Source organism: Sphingobacterium thalpophilum (genome assembly GCF_901482695.1).
GTDB classification, from domain to species: domain Bacteria; phylum Bacteroidota; class Bacteroidia; order Sphingobacteriales; family Sphingobacteriaceae; genus Sphingobacterium; species Sphingobacterium thalpophilum.
Genome location: NZ_LR590484.1, coordinates 3,361,081 through 3,384,673, shown reverse-complemented (window position 1 = coordinate 3,384,673; position 23,593 = coordinate 3,361,081). Strand labels below are relative to the sequence as shown.

Sequence of the window (23,593 nt, the reverse complement as noted above, 5' to 3'; positions counted from 1 at the left end):
CAGGCTCTGTTGTCAATTGTTTACATTAACCTTGCAAACTTATGAAAAATAACGCAATTCGCGTTGAGGGAAGATATTATCCTAAACTTTTTAATGCTATCATTCTCGTGAAACTGACCACCATCCTAACCCTGCTGTTCCACCTGACTGCGATAGGTCATTCCCTGGCACAAAATGAACGGGCGACATTGAACCTGAAATCGGTTAATTTAGGCAAAATATTAAAAGAAATCGAGAGCCAGACCAAATACCGTTTTGTATACGGCGAAGACCTGGTCGAGGGGCTCGGCGAATCCTTTGCCATAAATGCACAGAACGAGCCGGTAAAAGATATTCTTGACGAGCTGCTGCTTCATACCGATCTCAGTTTTCGTCTGCACCGCGAATATCTCATTGTGCTGACCAAGGAAGAAAAACAGACCCAGCACGACCAGGGTATCCTTCAGGGTACCGTACGGGACAGTCAGGGCCGCCCATTGCCCGGAGTTACCGTGAATGTGCTGGGGGAAAACAACAACACGGTGCTGACGGATCCGAACGGCATTTTTAAGATCCGGGCCTCCCTCGGGCAGACCCTTCGTATCTCCTATGTAGGCTATGTTTCACAGACGGTCAGACTCAGTGCCGCACGCCTGCGCGAAGGGATCCAGGTCGTCCTGGAGACAGGAGTCAACACACTGGAGGAAACTGTCGTGGTGGGCTACGGCAGTGTCAAGCGGAAGGATCTGACGGGTTCGGTTGTATCCGTGGATGTCAAGGAGATCCGCGATGTCCCCTTTACCAGCATCGATCAGGCGCTGACCGGTAAGGCTGCCGGAGTGCAGGTGGTGCAGGCCGATGGATCCCCCGGAGGGGTTGCCAAGATCCGCATCCGCGGCGGGACCTCACTCATGGGCGGCAACGACCCCCTGTACATCATCGACGGGGTGCAGATGACCGTACAGAACCGCTACGTCAGCAATTCGGCCGAAGTGGTCAACCCTATAGACCGCTTTGGTTCGGACGACCCAAATAGCGCCGTATCAGGATCCTTTGCCCGTGGGCTGAACAGCCTCGCCGGACTGAATATCAGCGACATCGAAACGATCGACGTCCTCAAAGACGCTTCGGCCACCGCCATCTACGGATCGCGTGCCGCCAACGGTGTCGTCATCATCACCACCAAACGCGGCAAGCGGGACCAGAAGCCGACACTGGAGGCCAATTATTACCATGGTATCAGCAAGCAGCGTCCGATCAAACTGCTCGACCGCGATCAGTATATCATGATCCTGCAGGAGGCCAACCGCAACCTGCTCGAGGCCCGCAAGGCAGCCGGCGAAACGCTCACACCCGAAGAACTGGCCGATTTTGACAACCGCATCAACAATCCCGATTTCTATGGCACCGCCAATACGGACTGGCTCGATCTGGTCACCCGCACCGGGAAATCCGACAATGCCGATCTCTCCGTGCGGGGTGGCAGCAGCGCCTCCCAGTATTTTATCTCATTGGGCTACACCGGCAATCAGGGCGTCGTCAAAGGGACCGACTTCCAGCGTCTGTCGGGCCGGATCAACCTGGACAACGAAATTACCAGCAAGCTCCGTACGCAGGCCACCTTTGGCTACGGCTACACCACCAATAATATTACCAATGGTCTGTATACGCAGGCCTTGTTTGCCCCGCCGACCTTTGCCGCCTACAATGCCGATGGCTCCATTGCCAAATACACGGGCAGTACACTGGACGGATCCGATTACCAGGGCTATCAAAACCCGCTCGTACTCCTCGACGGCATCAATCGGGCAACAAGCCATTCGCTGCTGGGCTCCATAGCGGCTGACTACAGAATCCTGCCCGAGCTGGTGTTTCGGAGTACCGCTTCGATCAACTACAACAGCACCAACCAGCGCAACTATGTAACCGGAGACGCACTGATTGCGGCTTCGAACGGTGTGGGCACCTCCAGCCTTGGCACCGGATCCCAGTCACAGAACCAGCTCTCGGACCTGTTTTTTGAAAACACGTTGACCTGGGACAAAGTATTCAATACCGCACACCGGCTCAATATCGTAGGCGGAACCTCCTGGCAGAAGACGAGGTCACAGCTCTTCGGTGTCACTGCGCAGGGATATCCCGACGACAAGTACCTCAATAATCTGTCCTCCGCCAGCCTGGTGACCGCCGCAGTGGGTACGAGCGGACAGAATTCGCTGCTCAGCTTTTACACAAGGGCGCTTTATGCCTGGAAAGACCGCTATATCTTCACCTTTACCGGGCGTTCGGATGCATCATCCAAATTTCCCAAAGTCAACCGCACCGGATTTTTCCCTTCGGGCGGGGTGGCCTGGCGTCTGTCTGAAGAATCTTTTATGAAAGAGGTCAAGTGGATAGACGATATTAAATTGCGGGCAAGTGCCGGCTACACCGGAACCCAGAATATCGGGGACAATATGTTCTATACGCTCTACAATCCCTACGCCTATGCAGGCAAGAGCACCATGGTCCCCAGCCAGCTCGGCAACGAAGATATCCGCTGGGAATCAACCCTGCAGAAAGATGCAGGGCTGGACATCAGCCTATTTCATTCAAGATTCGGTGCCAGCATTGAGGTTTATGAGAAAGCAACATCAGGCATTTTATTCACCAGAACGGTAGCCGGCAGTTCCTCCTATAGCAGTGTCATTGCCAATCTGGCCAACATCCGTAACCGGGGGCTGGAAATTGCACTGCGCGGCACCTTTATCGAAAACAAGAACCTCTCCTGGAACGGCGCTTTCAATATCTCGTTCAACCGCTCCCTGGTCACCAATGTGGACCGCGACTTTACCGATCCCAATGATATCACAAGCTATAATCTGGGCAATGCGATCGTCCGTGAAGGAGAGCCATTGGGCCTGATCTACGGCAAACAGTTCACCGGCCTGCTGCAGACGCAGGAAGAGGTCGATGCCTACAAAGCGAAGAATCCGTACTGGATATATTTTGATCCTTATCTGGGTATCGGCGATCCGAGCTATAAAATTCCGGAAGGCGAATATTTTCCGTCCAACGATATCATCGGACATGCGGCCCCCAAGTTTTACGGCGGATATACCAACAGTATTTCATATAAGGGCCTGAGCCTGACCACGCTGTTTACCTTCAGCTATGGCAACGACATCCTGTACCAGGGCGATATCCAGAACAACAATGTCAGCAACCGCAGCAACAAAACGACCGAAATACTGGGTAGATGGACACCAGAGAATCCCACCTCTACCCGGCCGCGGCTCCTGTACGGGTATAACGGCACGACCTATACCAACAGCGCCGCCGTATACGACGGCTCATTTCTGCGGCTCAAATCATTGACCCTGACCTATGCCCTGCCTGAGCGCTGGAAAAAAAGGCTGGGTCTGCCACAGGCTTCCATCTTCGGATCTGCCACCAACATCCTCACCTGGACCAGCTACCCCGGCGTGGATCCGGAGGTCAGCAACGATCCCTATAGTCTGATCAATGGTGCCAGCGATCCGGGTACGTTTCCGGCCGTTAGGCAATTTACGCTGGGATTACGTTTTTCACTTTAAAAGAGAGCACATATGAAAAGAAAACTCATCTACATATTTCTTGGATTAGCCTGTACTGCAGGCAGTATGACCATGACATCCTGCGAGAGCCAGCTCGGGGCCCTTCCTGAAAATGCCAAGGTGGACGGCAACACGGTACTGGATGCTGCTACCGCACGCATCGCGCTCAATGGCGTGTATTATCGGTTTGCCAATGTATCCACCAGCAAAAACATTACCGAATGGACGAACAACGAGCGTCTCCCCGCCCAATTGGCCGGCTATATGATCTATGGCTACGGCACCGGCGCGGGATCACCTGAAGACAACCAGATGGTCAGTTCTGCCGATACCTACTGGCTCTATAGCTATGGCATCATCAATGCGGCCAACTCGCTGATCGGCGGCATGGACAAGTTGCCGCAGGGCCGTATTCCAGCTGCCGAGCGCGAGCCCATTGAAGCCGAAGCCCGCTTTTTAAGAGCATATGGGCACTTCAAGCTGCTGAGCTTTTACGCCCAATGGTTTGATTATTCCAGCCCCTATGGTGTCTTGCTCCGGGACCAGCCGGTCACAATCAGCACTATTCCCAAGGCCCGCTCCACGGTGGCCGAAAGCTATACGTCCATCCTCGCCGATCTGGATTACGCGATTGCGCACTGCCCGGCACAAAATGAAAAACACTACGCCACCAGCTGGGCAGCGCAGGCGCTGAAAGCCCGGGTGCTGCTGTGCCGCGGTCAGGCGGGCGATTACGCCGAGGTGATCAAACTCGCCGATGCCATCATCAACGAAGGCCCCTACAAGCTCGAAGCCAGGGCCGAGGATATCTTCCGCACCAAGGGTGCCAGCAGTACCGAGGTGCTGCTGAGCATCACCCCGCAGCCCAACCAGCCGGCCTATGCCTATAGCCGTAGCCGGCAGTTCTATCCGGGTGCCTCCACGCTGTACTGTGCCACCACCGCTTTGCGCGATCTGCTGGCGGGCGACCCCCGGCAGGACTGGATGATCGGCAGTTTCAGGAAAAATTATGGCAACTACTTCTTCACCAAGTATATTGCCGAAGCGACGTCCCCGACCGTGATTTCCGAAACGTTCTATGCGATACGTCTTACCGAAATCTACCTGATGAAGGCCGAGGCGCTGTTGCGCAGCAACAGTTCCATTGCACAGGCAAAGGCCATCCTGAAGGACATCGGCAGCCGCAATGGCCTGTCCGACTTTTCCGGACTCGAGGCCCTGACCAGCCGCGAAGACCTGCTCCGCTACCACTATACGGAGCTCTCCAAGTGCCTGGTCGCCGAAGATGGACAGGAATGGCTGTGTCTGTTGCGCCTGCCGCTGGCCACCATCACCACCATCCGGCCCAAACTGATCAGCAAAGAGCAGTACATCCTCCCCGTGCCGAGAGGTGAATTTGTTGACAATCCCAAATTTGGCGCACAAAATCCGGGTTACAACATTGACTTATAATAATCACGCTTAAAAAAACGACATGAACGCTAAAAAATATATATTCAGCACATTCCTCCTTGCCGCGGCATTAGGAGCCACAGCACAAAAGGCAAAGGTCTCGGGCGAGATCAAAGGACTCGGCGACGCAGAGATCGCCATCGGTTACCTCAAGGCGGGCAAGCCCGCGCGTGACACCATCCACATTCATCAGGACCGATTTGAATGGGCCGCGGAGATGCCCGAGCCCCAGAAAGTATACCTGATGTTTCCCACGCAGTATAGCGAATGCTTTCTGGAGGCCGGCGATATCCGGATCACGGGCCATGCCGATTCACTGCACCTGCTGAAAGTCGAGGGCAGTAAAATCCAGGACGAAGCCGACCGCTACCGGGCCACCTTGGAAGACCTGGAACAGCGGGCCACACCGCTGTATCAAAAATGGGGCAAAGTCAGCCCCGAGGAGCAGTTAAAGCTGGAGCAGGAGCTCGAGCATATCAGCGCCGAACGCCGTTCCCGGGCGGCAGCCTATATTGCCGCACACCCCCGCAGTGCCTATAGCTTGAGCCTTGTGGCCGACCGCTCGGCCATGGGCAGCTATGAAGAGGTCAAGCCCCTGTATGACGCCCTCGACAAGAGCGTGCTGATGACCGCGGCAGGGCAGCAGGCCACAGCGCGTCTGGATGTGCTCAAACGGAGTGCCCTGGGGACGCAGATACTCAACTTCACCCAGAACGATGCCGACGGCAGGCCCGTCAGTTTTGCCAGCTTCAAGGGCAAATATGTGCTGGTCGATTTCTGGGCCAGCTGGTGCGGTCCCTGCCGCGCCGAAAATCCCAATGTCCTCAAAGCCTATAACCAGTACAAAGACCGCAATTTTACCGTTGTCGGCATCTCCCTGGATGACAATGCCGAAAAATGGAAAAAAGCCATCAAGGATGATGGCATGCCCTGGACGCAGCTGTCTTCCCTGCAGGGCTTCGACAATGAAGTATCGGCTTACTATGGCATCCAGGGGATACCGAGCAGCCTGCTGGTGGACCCCGACGGTAAAATCATTGCCCGCAACCTGCGGGGTGCCTCCCTGCAGCACAAGCTGAGTGAACTATTCAACAAACAAAAATAAGATGCGTCCAAACCATTAAATAGAAACAAGAAACATGAAAAAGAATATATTATCCATCCTGTTTGTGGCGCTGGCCGCACAGGCCGTTGCGCAAAAAGCAACTACCGTGGTGACCGGTAAACTGGAGGGGCTGCCCAGAGAAGAATGGATCTATCTCTCCGGCTTCGGCAACGGACAAAAAGATTCTGTACAGCAGACCGAAAAAGGGTTCCGCTTTGACGTCGATATCCCCGAAGGCGAAGGTGACTTCTATATCCTTCAGGTAGGCAAGATGCGTCCTTCGGGCCAGATGAACGGGGCCTTTATCTTTCTGGAAAAAGGCAAGCTGCATATCAGCGGCAAGACACCGCAGCTGCAGGACGCCAAATACAGCGGCGGCAAGCTCGCCGACTACTACAATCTCTTTCAGCAACGGAGCAAAACCGAAGGGCTGGAAGAGCTGTATGAACAATTTGCCGCGGCCCGAAAAAGCAACGACCAGGATAAGATGACTGCACTGCGCACCGCAATAAACAGCAAAAATGCCGAACAGGCCGCGCTGGACAAGGCCTTTGTGCTGAAACACAAAAAGAGCCCGGCCATTGTCTATCCCCTGTTTTTCACGCTGCGCAACGGCGACAATCTGGGCGAGCTCGACACCCTGCTGCAGCAGGTCGCCCCGCAGGCCAAAAACAATGTGCCCGTCCGGACCATCGAACACAGCATCAAGACCGACAAGCTCACGGGCGTGGGCCGGCCGGCGCTGCCCTTCGCACAGACCGATACCCTGGGCAGGACCGTATCTCTGGCCGACTTTAGAGGCAAATATGTGCTGATCGATTTCTGGGCCAGCTGGTGTGTACCCTGCCGCATGGAAAATCCCAATGTGGTGAGTGCTTATCAGCAGTATAAAAACAAAAACTTCACCGTACTGGGTATTTCTTTTGACTATCCCGGACAGCAGCAGCGCTGGAAAGACGCCATTCATAGTGACCACCTCAGCTGGACCCAGCTTTCAGATCTGAAAGGCTGGAAAAATGAGGTCGGCGTGCTGTACGATATCAAATCCATTCCGTCCAACCTGCTGATTGATCCCAATGGTATCATCATCGCCAAAAACCTGCGCGGGGAAGCGCTGGACAAAAAACTTCAGGAGCTGCTGGGTGAGCCAGCGATGGACAAAGGTACTTTTGTGGTCAAGGGAGAAGTTGAAAATCCGGACAAATCCAGCTGGTTCCACATCCGCTATACCGATGCTGCCGGCCAGATCCGGAGCGACAGCGTCCAGATCTTCAATGGCGTGTTCAGCTACCTGGGCAGGGTACAGTCCGCCACTCAGGCCAGCGGCTATTTCAGCGATGGAAAAAGCGGTGCCCCACGGTCTTATGAGAAATACCTGCAGTTTTATGTAGAACCGGGGGTGCTGCAAGTCAAAGGCAGTACCGCCATGCCCCAGGAGATCCAGCTCTCGGGCACCCCGACACAGGATGAGTACAACCAGTACAGGAGCCTGGTCAAAACCGAACTGGCCGCGGTACAGCCGCTGAACCGGGCGTACAACGACAAGAGCGTTGAATACAGCCAGTTGAAAAAACAAGGCGCAACGGAAGCGGTGCTGAATGCCAAACTCGACGAACTTGAAAAGCTCAAAGAGGCCATGGCCCCCTATCACGAAACCATGCGCGAAAAGCAGTTTGCCTATATCAAGCAGCATCCCAACTCACTGGTTTCGGCTTCGCAGCTCCGTTTTTTTGTCAGCAGCGCCGATCTGGCTGAGCTCCAGGATATCTATGCCCAGATGGATGCCGATGTGCAAAACTCGCCCGAGGGGAAAGAACTTGCCGAGGAAATTGCCAAGTTAAAATCCGGCTCCGTGGGTGCTGCAGCCACTGATTTTGCGGGAACGGATATCCAGGGCAAGCCGCTCAGACTATCCGATTACCGTGGCAAATATGTGCTGCTGGATTTCTGGGCCAGCTGGTGTGTCCCCTGCCGCAAAGGCAACCCGCACCTGCTGCAGCTTTACAGCAAATACAAAAAGAAAGGCTTCGAAATCATCGGCGTCTCCGACGATGACAGCAATGAGAAAGCCTGGAAAAAGGCGGTTGAACAGGACAAAATCGGCGTATGGAAGCATGTGTTACGTGGTCTGAAGACCACGCCCGACGGGGGCTTTGACAAGTCAGCAGATAAGTCCGAAGCCTATGGCATCCATACCCTGCCCACCAAGATCCTGATTGACCCCAGCGGTGTCATCGTCGGCAGATATGGCGGCGGTGGCGGTAGCGACCAGGACATGGACGCCAAACTCAAGGAGATCTTTAAGTTTTAGAAAAAGGGAGTCGTTCCGGTCGAAATGAGCGGAACGGCTTTTTTTCTGTCCAAATGGCCTGATGCCCCACACGGCATGCCAATCCCGCTCAGTACCTGATCTTGCAGCATCCCGCTGTCCTATGCCGGCACACCGGATCAGCTTTTCGTGTAGCGTGCGGTCCACGGCACACCCTGCCAGCCTTTCAGCGAAAAATTGACAGTTTTCAGGAAAAAATTTCAGCTTTTGGCGATCGGTATTTTTTTTGCGGTACTTTTTATACAGTCGCAGGACTGTAAATAGACATTAAATTTAATTGTTTTCACTTCAAAAAAGGAGGTTATGATGAAACTCGCAAAAAGAAACTGGAACAATTTACCGATGTTTATGCCCTTGTTTGAAGATTTTAACCGTGAGCTGTTAAACTGGGGCAACAGCAATTACTCATCTACAAGTACCACCGTTCCGGCGGTCAATATCAAAGAAAATGGAGATGCCTTTGAGGTCGAAGTCGCCGCACCCGGTATGGCCAAGGACGATTTTAAAGTTACCCTGGACGGCAATCTGCTGACCATTTCCTCGGCCAAAGAAGAGAAGCATGAGGAGCAGCAGGACAACTATAACAGGCGCGAATTCAGCTACCAGTCGTTTCAGCGGAGCTTTGAGCTGCAGAAGGACGTGGTCGATCAGGAAAATATCGAAGCCCGCTATGAGAATGGTATGCTCAAGCTGACCATCCCCAAAAAAGAAGAGGCCAAACGGAAAGAACCACGTACCATTCCTATTTCATAAACTATACTTTAGACTGTCATCTCAAGTTGGTCTCCCTGCGCGGAGACCAACTTTTTTAATTGTGCTCAACGGACTATTGAAAGGTTATATATGATGAAAAAATCAGACTACCATATCGAAGTGCTGATGCCCTGCCGGGGTGGACAGGTCGAGATTGCCCGCTTTGACCTGGGCAGCTGCAGCAGTATTGTGCACGAACTGTTTGACGAGCTGCTGGGGGAGCCCGCATCCTCGGGCAAGCGGCTGCTGCGCATCAACCTGATCCTGAATGGAGCCGGCGCAGACCGCAGGCAGGTCCGTTCGGTCTACTGTACCCTCGACGAACTGGCCGAAAATACCAAGGCCATCATCAAAAAAGCATTCCGCGTGCTCAATATGGAAAACTCCATTTCGTAGCACCAAGGTAGCTCCGCCCGCGTTCATAAACTCATGTGCAGCAGCGGATAGGCTTTGCCCTGTCCGTCCAGCGGCGACCGTTTGACAACGTGGAATCCCATATGTTCATAAAAGGCGACGGCCTGCCTGTTCTGCTCGTTGACATCCACCCTGGTGACCTGCAGCTGCTCCATGGCGTGCACAAGCAATTGCTTTCCGATGCCCTGCCCCCTGTGGTCGTTGTGCACAAATAGCATCTCCAGACTCGGGCCCGCTATGCCCATAAAGGCGGTCAGGCTGCCACCGTTTTCGTAGCCCAGCAGAGTGACCTGCCCAAAATAGAGCGGCAGCTGCTCCCTATAATAGTGAAAATCCTCTTGGCGGAGAAAGTCGTGCGTATGCAGCACGGCACTCTCCCATATTTTTATCAGCCTGGGGTATTCGGCTGCGTCTACTGTCCTGATCATACCGGGCAAATCTAAACACAAAAAGTGTATTTCTGCCTAAGACACCGGCTTTAATCAAAAAATTACGTGTTTTTATCTAATTTTCTATGTATTTAGGTAAACAATTATCCAATTTTTTAAAACAATTTTCAGTATATTTACGTTAGAAAGATCAAGATACCAGCGATCACAGCCTTTTTGCACCTAAAGACTTTGGTAAAGATGAATGATGAAATAGATGAACTAAGGTTAAAAAACGACGAACTATCCGATTTTTTTGAAAATGCGTGCGTACCGTTCCGTCGTGTTAATGGCAATGGCATTATTATATGGGCCAACCAGGCCGAGCTCGATTTACTGGGGTATACCCAGGAAGAGTATATCGGCCATTCTATGCGGGATTTCCATGCCGATCCCAAGGCCATGGAGGAGATCTATGTACGGCTCTTAAATAACGAAACCATACAGGACTTTCCGGCTCGCCTGCGCTGCAAGGACGGGACATTCAAACACGTGGAGATCAGTTCCAATGCGCTGTTTGTCGATGGCAGGTTTATCCATTCACGCTGCATTACCAAGGACGTCACCAAGGCCGTGGAGAACGAAGCACGGTGGATCGAACAGGAAGAACGGAAAAACAAGATCCTGCAGCTGCTCAAAAAAAGCGAGGAGCGCCTGCGGCTGGCCATAGCAGCCACCGACCTGGGCACGTGGGACTGGGATTTTGAAACCTCAAAAGTCTATTTTTCGTCCGAAGCCAAGCAGATCCTGGGACTCAGCTACGATGAGAGCAGCATCTTTGGCGTATTGAAACAGATCCATCCCAAGGACCTGACCGTCATCGAAGAGGTCATGCATCAGCTGCAAAACACCACAAGCGATAAACATTTTAATTTTACCTGTAGAGTCGTTAAGCCCGAGCATAAAATCCTGTGGATCGAGGTCCGCGGCATAGCCCTGCTGGAGGGTAACACCAAGATCAACCGGATCATCGGATCGGTGCTGGATGTCACCGAGCGCAAGACGGCCGAAGTCAATAATGCCCAGCTGGTCGCCATCGTCAACTGTTCCAACGACGCCATTGTCGGCAAAACACTGGACGGCATCGTCACGAGCTGGAACCACGCCGCGGAACAGATTTTTGGCTATTCGGCCGCGGAAATGATCGGGCAGCCGATCCTGAAAATCATCCCCGAAGAGCGGCACGAGGAGGAAGAATATATTTTGCAGCGCATGCGGGCCGGTGAGTCCATCAAACATTTTGAAACCAAGCGCATCACCAAAAGCGGCAAACTGATCGATGTTTCGCTGACGATATCGCCGATCTCTGCAGGCGGCAAAGTCACCGGCGTCTCGAAGATCGCGCGGGATATCACGGCGAAGAAGCAGGAGGAGCGCAAGAAGAACGATTTTGTCTCGATGGTGAGTCATGAGCTGAAAACACCCCTGACCTCGATCCTGCTTTCGGCACAGGTGATGCAAAAGATGAGCAGCCAGAGCCATGATACCATGGGCATGAAGATGGCATCAAAAATCGAGAATCATGCCAACCGGATGATTGCGATGATCCGCGATTTCCTCAGTCTGGCCCGCATTGAAGAGAGCAAAATACAGCTGCGCAAGGAACATTTTCAGGTAGGGCAGATGATGCAGGAGCTGAAGGAGGAGGCCGAACTGATGGCCAGAAATCACGAGATCCATGTGCTATGTGAGCCGGCCTCGACGATCTTTGCGGACCGCGATAAAATCGGGCAGGTACTCAACAATCTGGTCAGCAATGCCATCAAATACTCGCCCAAGGGAGGCCGGGTGACCATCGGCTGCGAGCAGGTCGATGGCGCACTGCGCATCTATGTACAGGATGAGGGCGTGGGCATCAGCCCGGCCGACCAGCAGAAATTATTTGAGCGTTTTTACCGGGTAGAAAACGAGACGGTGACCAGCATATCGGGCTTCGGTATCGGCCTCTACATCGTGGCCGAGATCCTCAAGTACCACGGTACCAACATCGAGGTGGAAAGCGAACCCGGCCAGGGCTCTGTCTTTTCGTTCAAGCTGCCACAGGCCTAGGCTTGTTCCCGCTGTGCCCGGAGTGCAAGTACTCATCTATAGCAATACTATCAGAAAGAAACCGATGGGGAGGAAGAAATATCCCAGCCCATGACCAGATTTCTATAACGTTCGTAATCTGCCTTTTTCCATTTTGTGATGTGATATCCACCACAATACGGACAATAATAGGCGCGTTTGCAGGCGTATCTACCCATGCGGTGCTTAATCCGTTTGCCGTCGAGTTTATTTTTGATACGGCTCCTGACCTTAAATTGAAACATACGCCACTTTGCCTCCATTAAGGATGGAAAGGCCACTTTACCTGTGGCACGGCATTTCCAGGTTTTGCTTATCAGATTTTCCATAGCCAATATTTTTATTGATTCATATAATTGTCTTTTTCAATGGGCACCTGCAGCATGACCCACTCTTTGATACGTCTCGAAATCCTGGACGACACCTGAAACTCACGCAGTCCATCAAACGGAACTTTCAGCGCGATACGGAGCTTCCCTCCTTTTAACTGCTGACAGGTCTGTATCATATGAAGCGGTATGGCATGGTGCCGGTCTATCTTCTGGACGTACCCTCCGGTATCGCGCACAACTTCGTTGAGGCTACGCTGTTCACAGGCAAAATCCTCGGTCATATCCTTTCTGAGGTACAGTTTGACCAAGGGCGTGTTGCTAGTATTTTCATATTCGAACATGCCCAGCTCGTCGTACATAATCTTCTTTGTCAAAAGCCTGTTGTTGAGCAAAAATGCCTCCTGCTGTGGATCTAAGGCACGTACAGAGGCAATATCAATTTCTTCCGCAGGATCACTTTCAGCTGACAGTTCCCCGGATGGGGGCATTTCGGCAGCCGTGTGCTCACCTTGTGCGTACGGGGGAAGCTGACTCCTGAGGTCCATTATTTTTTCCTCCAGTTCACACACCTGTTGCTGCAGCCAGAACCTGTGTCGCCTTTCCACCACGAACACAATGCAGTAAAAATATAAGGTATACACCAGATTCAGCATCAGTACGGCTCCGAAGATGACCGACAACGGAAGCCATAGCCATTCGTTTTTTGGCAATGCAATCGGCTGAGTCACGGCAAATAAAAATACTGCCGGGAGTATGAAGCAGCAGAAAAACTGCATGCTGAACCTTTTTTCGGGAACCGTCAGCCAGTTCATTTTTCTATCCAGTACTTTGATGACTGCACTGATCGAAAAGAAAGCTGCCGCCGATACCAGCACATAAAACAGATAACTGACCACCAAAGGCATATTTTCAAACCAGGTCATCAGGGCGCCGATATAGCCCAGGTACCAACACACGAAACCAAAGCAAAACGAAGCGATCCACAACCAGATAAAGTCTGGATAATGCACCTGCAGCTCCGTATCTTTAGAATACCTGACCAGTTGATTACCTTTCATAATTTACTGTTTAAATATGCGGACAAATACACTAACCGACCCATAGATAAAATTGGCTAAGTAAGGTCCTGTACAAATCCCGTTATCGGGAATTTTTGTCATATAAATTTAGCCAATATTTTCGTAAACCGTTCATTTATAACGAAATTATACCCTCATGCCCGATTTTTTGCGCGGGAATAATTACCCAAAAAGCAGAAAATTAACACCCTCGTTGCCAAAATTTATACCTTCCTTGCAGAAAGCCGACCTTAAATGCAGAAAATAACCGTTTGTTGAAATAATGCTGATATCCGAAAAGATTGGCTGGCTTATTCCGTAAATTTGAAACAGAGCAAGTTACTGATTATAAACTGTATACACATGAATACATCACATACGCCAGTTCGCCGGTTCAGCCGCAATTATATTTTGATTGCCATCGCCGTGCTGACCACTGTTTATGGCCTGTTTCTGGCTTCGGCATTTCATTTACGCGTGTATAGCATCGGGGTACTGGTACTGCTGATCCCTTTTTTTGAAATCCGTAGCCGTCAGCTGATCATGCAGCTCTTCATCTTATTATTTATCTGCCTGCAGGTGAGCAGTATTTCGGTCTTTGACCGGCTGCCCTACCAGCTGCTTATCAGTTCACAGCCCTTCTGGCCTGCCGTACAGAGAGGGCTGCCTCTGGCGCTCGGCTGCTGCCTGCTTGTCCATCTGATCTTCAGGAAAAAAACAAGTATCGCCCGCCTGTACGGCATACAGCTACCGATTATGATTGCAGCATGCACCTGGTACGTACGCATGCTGCTGATCATGAACAACTGCCAGCATATTCCGAATGCAAAAGCCGTACGTCTCCCAGCTGTCGTCGTGCAGAAGTGCCCCGCCTGCTGCGATATCCATGAACTATGGCTTTCACTTACGTTTGAAGGCAAACAGCAAACCGTCCCCATCGACGTCCATCCCCAATTACATGAACGTACCAAGGAGGGGGATACCCTCAGGCTGACCATGCACCCCGGCGTATATGGCTGGCCCTGGTACCATAAAGATATCAAAAGGAGGTACGAATGATCGTAAGCCTACATCCCCTGACCCTCATGATAGAAACGCTGGGCCGCCTGGAGGCCAAGGAGATCCCCGAGCGGCTATCCAGCATATCCGTTGCCTGCCAGGACAATTTTGTTCAGGCCCTGCAGGCGCACCGGCAGGCCCATAGTGTGGAGGCGGCCGGTCAGTCGGTGCAGCTCTATCATGCACAACTGCTGCGCCTGCATCAAAAGCTCGACAGCTTCCTAAGGCACAACGGTATTGAGGACCGTACAGCCATAAATGCACTCGAGGAACTGCTCGAGCGCATCGAGTTTCTCTTCAAAAAAGATATCGATCCCCGTACGGCGCTCCCCAGCCATTACCGCGACAAGGTCAAAGACTATGTCAACAGCCATATTCACAGCATTTTTGAAAAACTGGCCCGAAAGAAAATCCCGCAGGTCTACCTCGACGAGATCCTCTCGGCTATCGATAGCCTGTTTGAAGACGGGAAGATCCCTTATATACAGTACCATCACCAGCACTATCTGCCCCACCTGATTGATGCATTGCGGCAGCTGGCCGACGATAGCCGTCAGGGCAAAAACTGGCACTTCCGCTTTCTGGTACTGATGGTCAACCTCAACTTTAACCATATGGGATTCTTTAACCGCTGGAAAGAGATGTATGATCAAGACGCCTCGTTTACGGAGGGATTGCTGCGCTATCCCAAACACTTTTCCTGCATCCCGGACTTTGCCTATGACAACAACCGCAGGAGCCTGCTCAAACTGATGTGCGAATATGTACAGTCCGGCAACAGGCAGCTGCAGCTCGCCGGGGCAGCAGGGGCAGAACAGTATATCCATAGCAACTTCAACGGGAAGGAACTGAAACTGTGGTTACATCTCTGTGTCAAGGCCGATATCACGCGGTCTTCAGAAAAAAAAGAGGTGGCGCAGGAATTTTCGAGACTGATCAAGACCAGGGAGGGTACTCTGCTGTCGACACATAGCCTGACCAAAATGGACAGAGCCGCCGAATATGCTGCCGCTGTCCGGCTGCGTAAGGTGCTGAAGACGATGCTCAGTGAACTACATGAAAAATTTCCGGAGCTGAGCCGTTAAAATCATCAGAAAAATTCAAAAAGCAGGGGTATTCCTCCACTACCCCTGCCATAGTGCCTGCACTCACAGGCCAAAAACACAGCTCTCCGCCTTGCTGTAGCCTGTTTTACCGAGCTGCCGGAACTGACATCATTTCCTGCAGCGTCCCCCCTCCCCCCTTCTCCATTCACCAAAAAGCCCATCGATCAGCACACGCGAGAGCATATACTACCCCTCCGTAGCCCTGATATGCGATCTATCTTTGTCCTGAAGCGTACGAGAAGTAGAAGCTGACGCTTAAACAGGCCGCTGTACCGGGAGAAGGATCAGGTACAGCGCCCTGTTACTGAAACTGACAAAGCGATTATAGCAACAACAATATACAGGCTATGGAATACAACAAGACTACAAACCACTTACATCGGCTGCTCCGTGCGGGGATGCTCCTATTTTGGGTCTATGTGGGCATGGACAAGATCTGGCAGCTGGACGCTTTCCGGATTGCCCTGGAGCAGCAGCCCGTGATCAGCCCGCTTGCCCCCCTGCTCTTTTGGCTGCTTCCGGTAGTCGAGATCGGTATTGGACTACTGCTGGCGGTACCGTCACGCACACTGCAGGTCCGGGGATGGCAGGCCTCCACGCTGCTGATTGCCATCTTTACCCTGTACATCGGTCTGGGCGTACTGGATGTCTATGCCCAGAAGCCCTGTATGTGCACCAGTTTTCTGAGCCGCATCAGCTGGGGCAGCCACCTGCTGATCAATGTCGGCCTACTGGGCCTATCCATACTTGGATGGAAGATGCGGCTATCATCTATGCTGAAAGGCAGCAGCACCTTAGCGGCGGGGGCCGACATTGCACTTGTGCTTATCGGCATTGTGTCGATCGGCATTTTGACCTACAGGAGTACACCTATGGCGAGGACTGATCTATGGCATCTGCCGGACAGCCTCTACCAAGTGCCCGAACACTACAACGTCAGTAGGCCTATAGTAGGCAGCCTGACATTCAGATACGACCGGTACTGCGGACGGTACCGGCAAATATTCACTAGAGGTATGCAAGCCAGCATTTTCACTAATCAATTAATGGCTTGCCATACAGAAAGGAGAAAGCGAAATGCTTACCAAATTTCTAAACAATTATGGCTACATGATATTAGGAGGAGCCATGATTATCGGTTTCTCGGCATTTAAAGGTGCTGAGGCTTATGCAGGAAAAAGTTTAGCTCCTGTAACTGTTTATTTCAATGGAGATCCATTAGATGCGGCTCAAGTTGCTGATGAATCACGCTGGACAACTACGCCTAATGGGCATAGCTGTAACCCTACGAACAATAAAGCTTGTTCGCTCCCGGTTGACAATACAGACTTGAGCGGATCCGCTTTAGATCCAGCAAAAATTTCAATGGATGCAATACCCGGTGCAGCAGGTGCTGCTTCAGGTTACATTCCGCAACGAACTGGAGGGTCAAGTTCGACACCTTTCAATCCCGTGAACCGAAATTAAGCAGTACCTAAAATATCCAAGCCCCAAAAATGGGGCTTGGATTGTATCACTAGAGTGGGTTTTGTTCCATCCCGGTTAACCGAATAATGTCATCAGGCAAAGGCAGGGCGTAGCGATTTGCATTTGGCTCCAATATATATTCGTTTCCGTCCAGAAACCTCCTTTGTCTAATATTTGCGCCTTCAAGATTTAATCTTTTGATATCCATCCATCTCAGCCCTCTAAAGAGCAATTCTTTCCTTCGTTCTCTTAATGTTAAGTCAACGACATCCTTTGCGACTGTTAACTGATAAGGGGTAAAGGCTCCTTTTTTATAACGCCTAGCTAATAACTTATTGAGATCTGCCTGCGCCTCCAGTAGTCTTCCAGCCCTTGCCAAACATTCTGCACGGATGAGATATATCTCATCCACCGCTATCCCCCCAAATGGTGATACCGTTTCCCAAGCATTCGATGCTACAGCATAATTTCCTTTAAAAGCATGATAACCATTCACACCTGTCTTAAAATATACCTGCTTTCTCAGATCATTCGTATCATAAGAATGATATAGTAAGGTATCCATCTGTGCTATCCGAATTAGCGGTGTTCCATTGGAAGTCTGTTCGTAATAACCCACAATTTCCTTATTGTACCGCAAAAACGGATTTGTCCCTATCAGATCAACCTCTGCTGGATTATTGAAATCCATCAAGTCATCTTTGATCTGAAGCATTTTATCCGCATAGTAATAGGCTGAATCATATTTCGCCATCGATAGGTAAGCCCGAGCCAACAGACCATATGCAGCTGCTTTTGACGGACGCATCACGTGGGTACTTGTCTGCGGCAAAAGAGTAACGGCCTTACGCAGATCATCCAGCAATGCATTATAACAAGCCAATACCGATGAGCGTTTTGACTTTACATTCATATCCGAAGAATTGCGCAGTACAATCCCAAGATCCGATGCTGCCGTCATACTATGGAATGCCTTTGCATAATTCCAAAGCAAGGACAGATATTGGTTGGATTTCCCAAAGAGTGCTGTACCTTGAATTCGATCGTAGTCAACAGCATTATGCGCTGTCCGCTCGATCCTAGCTAACCGTTCTAAAACTAAGTTGGAGATATACACAGGTCCATACCCCGCCGACCAATCGTTGCTAAAATTATACTGATTATTTCTCCAGGTATAATTTAACCGATCGATATCTGTCTGCATATCCAAGACCGATTGCTCCATAAAATAATCATCTGCCGATATCTCGCCCATCGAACCGATCCCCCGATTCATCTTTAAGGTATTATCCAGTAATTTTTGAAGGTCTTCCAGACTTCTGGGGATGACCAATCCATCATTTGATTGGACATCCAGATATTTGCTACAGGAACTATGTAGCAGTAGTATACCAATTATACCTAAAATAATTGATAGGCCTCTCTTCATATTTTTCATATTGTACGATCTAATATTCCAGTTGTATTCCCAGTGAAAACTGCTTTGAAGGACGCAGTCTATAAACAAATTCTGGATCAATCTTTTCTTTGTTTGCACTCCATATCATGCCTAGATTGCTCGCATTGGCAAATAGCCTGAGATTTATCTCTTTCGTCATTAATTTATACCGTTGTTTCCATGAGAAATTGATATATTCCAAGCGTATATGGTCTCCCTTCAACACATTGATGCTCGCTCTTGCATAAAAAGCATCCGCATCTGTCGATATGGGATAACTCATAGCTGGAACATCTGTTATTTGCTCATCGCCAGGTTTTTGCCAACGCTGTTCAAAATCCGGATAGGCAATCCCAGACTGAAAGAGGGTATAATAACTGGTGGTAGGTTTATTGAAGTAATAGCCGCCCTTGTAACTCAAGTTGAAAGAAAGATCAAAATCGCGGTACGATAAAGTATTGATCAGGTTACCAAAATGCGTTGGCTTAGCAGCTCCAATGTAAGTTATAGTCTCATTGCCTTCAGGGTTCATTGATGCCGAGCGGAATATCGCTGTATAATCTGAACTTGCCTGACCGTCCAACAATCCTTGTGGCATACCCTGATTATTGAGGCCCATCCATGTATACGCCGCGAGCGCATTGAGAGGGAGACCAACCACGGGATTGATCCGATTACCATTGGCTAAAAAGTACACCAACCCCTCATTTAAATTGCTGTAGTAGGCTGTCGTTTTATTTTTGTTGAGGCCCAACAATAGATTACTGCTCCATTTCAACGAGCCGACAGTGTTTATTGAATTCAATTTGAAGTCCCAGCCCCTGCCATGCATTTCGGCCACATTCTTTACGATTGTCCCACTATTGCCCCATGTCGTGTAATCGTATGCTGTCTCTCCATAGAGGTCCTTACCGTATTTTCGATAGTGGTCGATTGTCCCCGATAGCCGTCCTTTTAATACTGAAAAATCAACACCAAAGTTTAACATCCCCACTTTCTCCCAGCGCAGCGATGGATCATTCAAGTTTGAAATTCCTAACATCGGATATAAAGTGTAAGGGTCTGTCCCGCTCCCGGCAATAGGTTCGGGAGTCTTTCGGAGATCAACATTGCCACTATAGCCATACGTAGCTCTAAACTTGAACTGATCTACCCACCTCACTTTAAAAAACGCTTCGCGGTCCACTTGCCAGGAGGCTCCCACAGACCATAGAGGCGACCATCTATCGTTAGTGGTCGCCCCGAAGATATTGGCGCCATCCTTTCTGAAACTAGCAGATAAACCATATTTATTACGATATAGATCACTCCAATTACTATATACCGAAACAAAACGATTCGTCGTTTTGGTAAACATAGGCGCACCTACAATATTTAGATACAGATTGTCTGGAGCCGTGGCAAATGCAGTAAGGTAATCCACTGGCACCGACGTGAGCGGCACCCCATTATAACCATAAGCCGTATTTGAACTGCCTGCCAGCTGGTTTTCTCTGACCTCCGCCCCCACTATACCTTGAATATGGTGCTGTCCAAAGGTTTTGTTAAAATCCACTTGCGCCCTCGCCGTGTATGATCTGCCCTGTTGCTGGTCTACCGCTCGTATGGCACCCATAGGCACATTATACTTCTGCCGACCCGTCATTGGATCAATAGTCATAAACTGGTTGATTTTTAAACGCGTAAAGTAACTATCCTTTTCATGCAGATTCTCATTTTCAGTACGTTGGTTTTGCCATTGCAAACCAACACTGGCACTCAAAAAATCAAGCAGCTGATAGCTCAAATTGGTCGTTGCAAATAACTCATTGAGATGGTTTGTTTTCCGGTCGTATTTATAGTCCTGTAAGGGATAGTATCCCCAATCCAAGTAGCCATTCGAATAATGCTGTTCAAGGTAAGCATTGCTGTACATAGCCTCAAAGGGAACCTCATTTCCCACTTCATCTCTAAAATAAAGATAGGGATATGATTTACCAACTGTCTTGAAAGTTGAATAGTCTGGTTTTCCAGAGCGGTTACGCTGTTGTGTAAAATTTATCATAATATCCAATCGTAATTTTTCGAAAGGTCTATAACTATTGGATAGAAGTAGATTTAATTTTCGTGACTTTGCGTCCAGACTTGTCCTATCCGTCGTATAGCCTACACCCAACCCGTAAGCGTATGATTTACTCCCTCCATTAATATGCAAGGATAGCTGATTGGAAAATGCTGTCGTGTAGAAGTTATCCGTAAAATTTCGACGACCATCCTGATTAGCAAGCCAGTCTATCATTTTGGCTGAATCCAGCGCCGTGATCAGCCCCTTCTTTCTATCGTTTAGCAGATTAATGACCGGAGTCATCGCATAATAAGGCAAATACTGCAAAAACGTATCATAGTAACCGCCGTTGAACAGCATTCGCTCTACATTGATAAAATCTCGGGAAGACAGCTGATAGATTTGCTTTAAGTTGGGTTTCTGCTGAATAATTGAGGTATTGCTAAAGGATATCTTAGCTCTTTGAGCCGACTTAAGCGCTCCTTTTTTGGAAGTCATCACGATTACCCCATTACCCGCCCTTGCACCCCAAATAGCACTTGCAGCCGCATCTTTAAGAATGGAAATCGATTCAATATTATTGGGATCAATATTTTCGATCGCCCCTTCGTAAATAAAACCATCCAGCACCACCAAGGGATCTAAATTCCCATTTATTGTACTGAGACCGCGAACTGAAAAATTGAGTTTTTGTAGATCGGGATTATTGATAGGCTGGTTGTCAAACCGAAGTCCTGCTGTTACATTATTCAGACGCTGCAGTACATTTAAACCCGTCTGCTGATTGAGCAGCCCGCTGGAAATCACATCTACAGCTCCCGTAACATCACTTGCTTTTACAGTTTGATACCCCGTACTGACCAGCGCCTCTTCGAGATAGTTTACCCGTTTATCCAAAAATAGCGAGCCCCCGCGAGCGAAGAAAGCCACCGCTACCTTCTTATCGATAAAGCCTATGGAGGAGAATATTAGCGAATCTTTCAAAGTCGGTACCTTTATTGTAAATCTCCCGTCCGAGGTACTACGGGTCAACGTGCTCTTCCCCATCAGCCGGACAGTTACCCCAACTAGTGGCAGTTTGCTCTCGTTGGAATAAATCTGACCAGAGATCAGCAAATTATCCTGCTGGGCATGGCTAAAAAAATTGCAACATAGTAGAATGACTACTAAACAGTATATTTTCATAATAATAAGCCTTTCGAATTAATAAATACGGCTGATGTAAGGATATTCTTTTTCTTGATCATGCAGGGTAAGCATGATACCCTTTGTCTCCAAAAAGGTCAGCTTTTCCGCTGTAGACATGTATATAAATCCCTCTGGCATCCTGAGATCAATCCGTAACAACTGGGGCGGGCCGAAGGTTACAGGCAGATCAACATACAGATGCAATAACCTTAACAAGTTTATCAAGGGGTAATTTTGAAAGTAAATTGGCCCGTCCTCCGGATTTATGTTGACTTGCGGTATCCCACCTTTGGATTTTAGACTTGAAATATTATCCAGGATGCCGACTGAATAAAATGAAATCCGTCCACGTTTTCTTTCTACATTCAAACGAAAATAATCCTTAAACGCTTGTTGAAAATATCGATTTGCCTTACTAGATGAGATGGTATCGTCCACAAAGAGCTGATAGCAATATTGATATTCGCGCCGCGATCCACCGAATAACATTTTTTGTATCTTATCTTTCTGCCCGTTTTCAAAAACATAGTCGGTGTTTTCAAAGCCCCTGAGTTCATCTTTAAAAGCAGTCACCAACATAAAATTGAAGGCTGCATTTAGCATCTGATAACTGGAATTACCATTTTTATGGATGACATTGGGATAAGTCGGAAGATAATCTGGCAAATAACCTGTTATAGCCGACAGAAACTTGACACCGGCGGTGTCAAAAATTGGAGGCGTATCCATGACCTTGTCTTTATTGAGAAATTCACTTCTCAATTGCAGATCGGCCGTTTTATTTTCGAGAATAGTCTCGATATTACGGAGCCCCACTTCATCTGGCAGGGTATTTCCCAGAAAAACTCCATCTTGATTGATCCAAGCGATATTGGGTATCGTGTTATGTGGAAAGAGATTAGTCAGCATTGTATCCTCCAATATCGTCATCAACTTAATTTCGAAATTGTACTTTTCCTTGTAGCGATCCAGTACCAGCTTAATGCGACTCGGCGTATCCTTGTTTCTTTTGCTGTTAACCAGTAACACGGATAAACCTTTCGGGTATCGTTTTTGTATGTCTTCCATATGAGGAATATTCTCGATACAGCTCGGGCAACCTGTCGACCAAAAATCCAGCAGGATAAGCTTTCCTTTCAGATCAGCGAACTTAATTGTTTTCTTTTTGCCATTGAAATAGTTCAGCTCGAGCGGCTGATTCCATACCGCATCGGGAATCTTGTCCCCCGGCTTTAGCGCAACTAGATCAGATAGCCCATCCGCCCCGCTATCCTTGCGGGGCGTCTGAGCCGATAAACTAAACATAGAAACTAAAAACACACATGCCAACGACATGCGAAAAGCCTTTCTATAGCCACCAAATTGCCCGACGCATTTTAAAGCGTTTAGAACGTTTGATTTTTTTCGAGCGACCAAAGACTCGTCCTTGCCCATCAAGACCGCACAGGACGCCTGTAAATCACCAAAATTCAAACGATACGCATCAGTTCTCCTAACCGATCGGCCACACACTACTCGTAAAGAAGATTCGGATCCTCTACGCAGCTTATACCCAAGCTTCACTATAGAGCTACCGAAAGCATGTAGCTGTTTAGTACATCTTTGGTATATCTCCAGTAGCTTTTTGGTAGCTCTTCGGTACCTTTTTAGTACCTTTTCCGTACACTCCCGGTAGCTTAATGGTATACTTAAGTACCGACCAACTCCTGACCAACTTCGACCGTTCATCGGGTTTTCATCGGGACGGCATCGGGATTTCATCGGGTCCACCCGAAGAAATCCCGATGAAACATGCATGC

Annotated in this window: 17 protein-coding genes; 11 read left to right on the top strand and 6 right to left on the bottom strand. The window is 49.5% G+C overall.

Going from position 1 to position 23,593, the window contains the following annotated elements:
* Positions 1-41: 41 nt before the first annotated feature.
* From FGL37_RS14070 to FGL37_RS14045, 6 genes are all read left to right on the top strand, one after another.
* Complete coding sequence (locus tag FGL37_RS14070) at positions 42-3,554, top strand: SusC/RagA family TonB-linked outer membrane protein (protein WP_197734472.1); 3,513 nt, start codon at positions 42-44, stop codon at positions 3,552-3,554.
* Positions 3,555-3,566: 12 nt separating this feature from the next.
* On the top strand, positions 3,567-5,006 hold the full coding sequence (locus tag FGL37_RS14065; protein ID WP_028069725.1) for a RagB/SusD family nutrient uptake outer membrane protein: 1,440 nt from the start codon (positions 3,567-3,569) through the stop codon (positions 5,004-5,006).
* Between the two features lie 22 nt (positions 5,007-5,028).
* Complete coding sequence (locus FGL37_RS14060) at positions 5,029-6,111, top strand: TlpA disulfide reductase family protein (RefSeq protein ID WP_051606802.1); 1,083 nt, start codon at positions 5,029-5,031, stop codon at positions 6,109-6,111.
* 34 nt (positions 6,112-6,145) lie between these two features.
* Complete coding sequence (locus FGL37_RS14055; protein ID WP_051606801.1) at positions 6,146-8,422, top strand: redoxin domain-containing protein; 2,277 nt, start codon at positions 6,146-6,148, stop codon at positions 8,420-8,422.
* 321 nt (positions 8,423-8,743) lie between these two features.
* Positions 8,744-9,193, top strand: coding sequence for an Hsp20/alpha crystallin family protein (locus FGL37_RS14050; RefSeq protein ID WP_232048696.1), 450 nt, complete (start codon positions 8,744-8,746; stop codon positions 9,191-9,193).
* 126 nt (positions 9,194-9,319) lie between these two features.
* Entirely contained in the window at positions 9,320-9,589 is a 270-nt protein-coding gene (locus tag FGL37_RS14045; RefSeq protein WP_138096868.1) for a hypothetical protein, read from the top strand.
* A gap of 23 nt (positions 9,590-9,612) precedes the next feature.
* Here the strand turns inward: FGL37_RS14045 and FGL37_RS14040 are convergent, their stop codons facing one another.
* Positions 9,613-10,035: a GNAT family N-acetyltransferase gene (locus tag FGL37_RS14040; RefSeq protein WP_028069722.1), complete on the bottom strand. Its 423-nt coding sequence runs from the start codon at positions 10,033-10,035 to the stop codon at positions 9,613-9,615.
* A gap of 201 nt (positions 10,036-10,236) precedes the next feature.
* Here FGL37_RS14040 and FGL37_RS14035 point away from each other — a divergent pair, with 201 nt between their 5' ends.
* The gene (locus tag FGL37_RS14035; RefSeq protein ID WP_028069721.1) at positions 10,237-12,084 is read left to right on the top strand and encodes a PAS domain-containing sensor histidine kinase; all 1,848 of its coding nucleotides are present in this window, start codon (positions 10,237-10,239) and stop codon (positions 12,082-12,084) included.
* Between the two features lie 50 nt (positions 12,085-12,134).
* On the opposite strand, the gene FGL37_RS14030 is transcribed toward FGL37_RS14035, so the two are convergent.
* Complete coding sequence (locus FGL37_RS14030; protein WP_028069720.1) at positions 12,135-12,431, bottom strand: hypothetical protein; 297 nt, start codon at positions 12,429-12,431, stop codon at positions 12,135-12,137.
* An 11-nt stretch (positions 12,432-12,442) separates the two neighbouring features.
* Positions 12,443-13,492 carry an MFS transporter gene (locus tag FGL37_RS14025; protein WP_028069719.1) on the bottom strand — a complete coding sequence of 350 codons (1,050 nt, stop codon included), beginning with the start codon at positions 13,490-13,492 and terminating at the stop codon, positions 12,443-12,445.
* A gap of 363 nt (positions 13,493-13,855) precedes the next feature.
* Between FGL37_RS14025 and FGL37_RS14020 the strand changes: the two genes are divergently transcribed.
* The 4 genes from FGL37_RS14020 to FGL37_RS14005 all read left to right on the top strand — a co-directional run bounded on the left by FGL37_RS14020 (position 13,856) and on the right by FGL37_RS14005 (position 17,124).
* Entirely contained in the window at positions 13,856-14,551 is a 696-nt protein-coding gene (locus FGL37_RS14020; protein WP_028069718.1) for a hypothetical protein, read from the top strand.
* Positions 14,548-15,636: a hypothetical protein gene (locus tag FGL37_RS14015; RefSeq protein ID WP_028069717.1), complete on the top strand. Its 1,089-nt coding sequence runs from the start codon at positions 14,548-14,550 to the stop codon at positions 15,634-15,636. The genes FGL37_RS14020 and FGL37_RS14015 overlap by 4 nt, the downstream gene beginning before the upstream one ends.
* A 368-nt stretch (positions 15,637-16,004) precedes the next feature.
* The gene (locus FGL37_RS14010) at positions 16,005-16,811 is read left to right on the top strand and encodes a MauE/DoxX family redox-associated membrane protein (RefSeq protein ID WP_028069716.1); all 807 of its coding nucleotides are present in this window, start codon (positions 16,005-16,007) and stop codon (positions 16,809-16,811) included.
* The gene (locus tag FGL37_RS14005) at positions 16,768-17,124 is read left to right on the top strand and encodes a hypothetical protein (protein WP_138096866.1); all 357 of its coding nucleotides are present in this window, start codon (positions 16,768-16,770) and stop codon (positions 17,122-17,124) included. The genes FGL37_RS14010 and FGL37_RS14005 overlap by 44 nt, the downstream gene beginning before the upstream one ends.
* Before the next feature lie 49 nt (positions 17,125-17,173).
* On the opposite strand, the gene FGL37_RS14000 is transcribed toward FGL37_RS14005, so the two are convergent.
* From FGL37_RS14000 to FGL37_RS25400, 3 genes are read right to left on the bottom strand one after another with little or no spacing between them, the layout of a single operon-like run.
* Positions 17,174-18,553, bottom strand: a complete 1,380-nt coding sequence (locus tag FGL37_RS14000) for a RagB/SusD family nutrient uptake outer membrane protein (protein WP_028069714.1) — start codon at positions 18,551-18,553, stop codon at positions 17,174-17,176.
* A 19-nt stretch (positions 18,554-18,572) separates the two neighbouring features.
* The gene (locus tag FGL37_RS13995) at positions 18,573-21,791 is read right to left on the bottom strand and encodes a SusC/RagA family TonB-linked outer membrane protein (protein WP_028069713.1); all 3,219 of its coding nucleotides are present in this window, start codon (positions 21,789-21,791) and stop codon (positions 18,573-18,575) included.
* Positions 21,792-21,809: 18 nt separating this feature from the next.
* Entirely contained in the window at positions 21,810-23,099 is a 1,290-nt protein-coding gene (locus FGL37_RS25400) for a TlpA family protein disulfide reductase (protein ID WP_171019307.1), read from the bottom strand.
* Positions 23,100-23,593 lie beyond the last annotated feature (494 nt).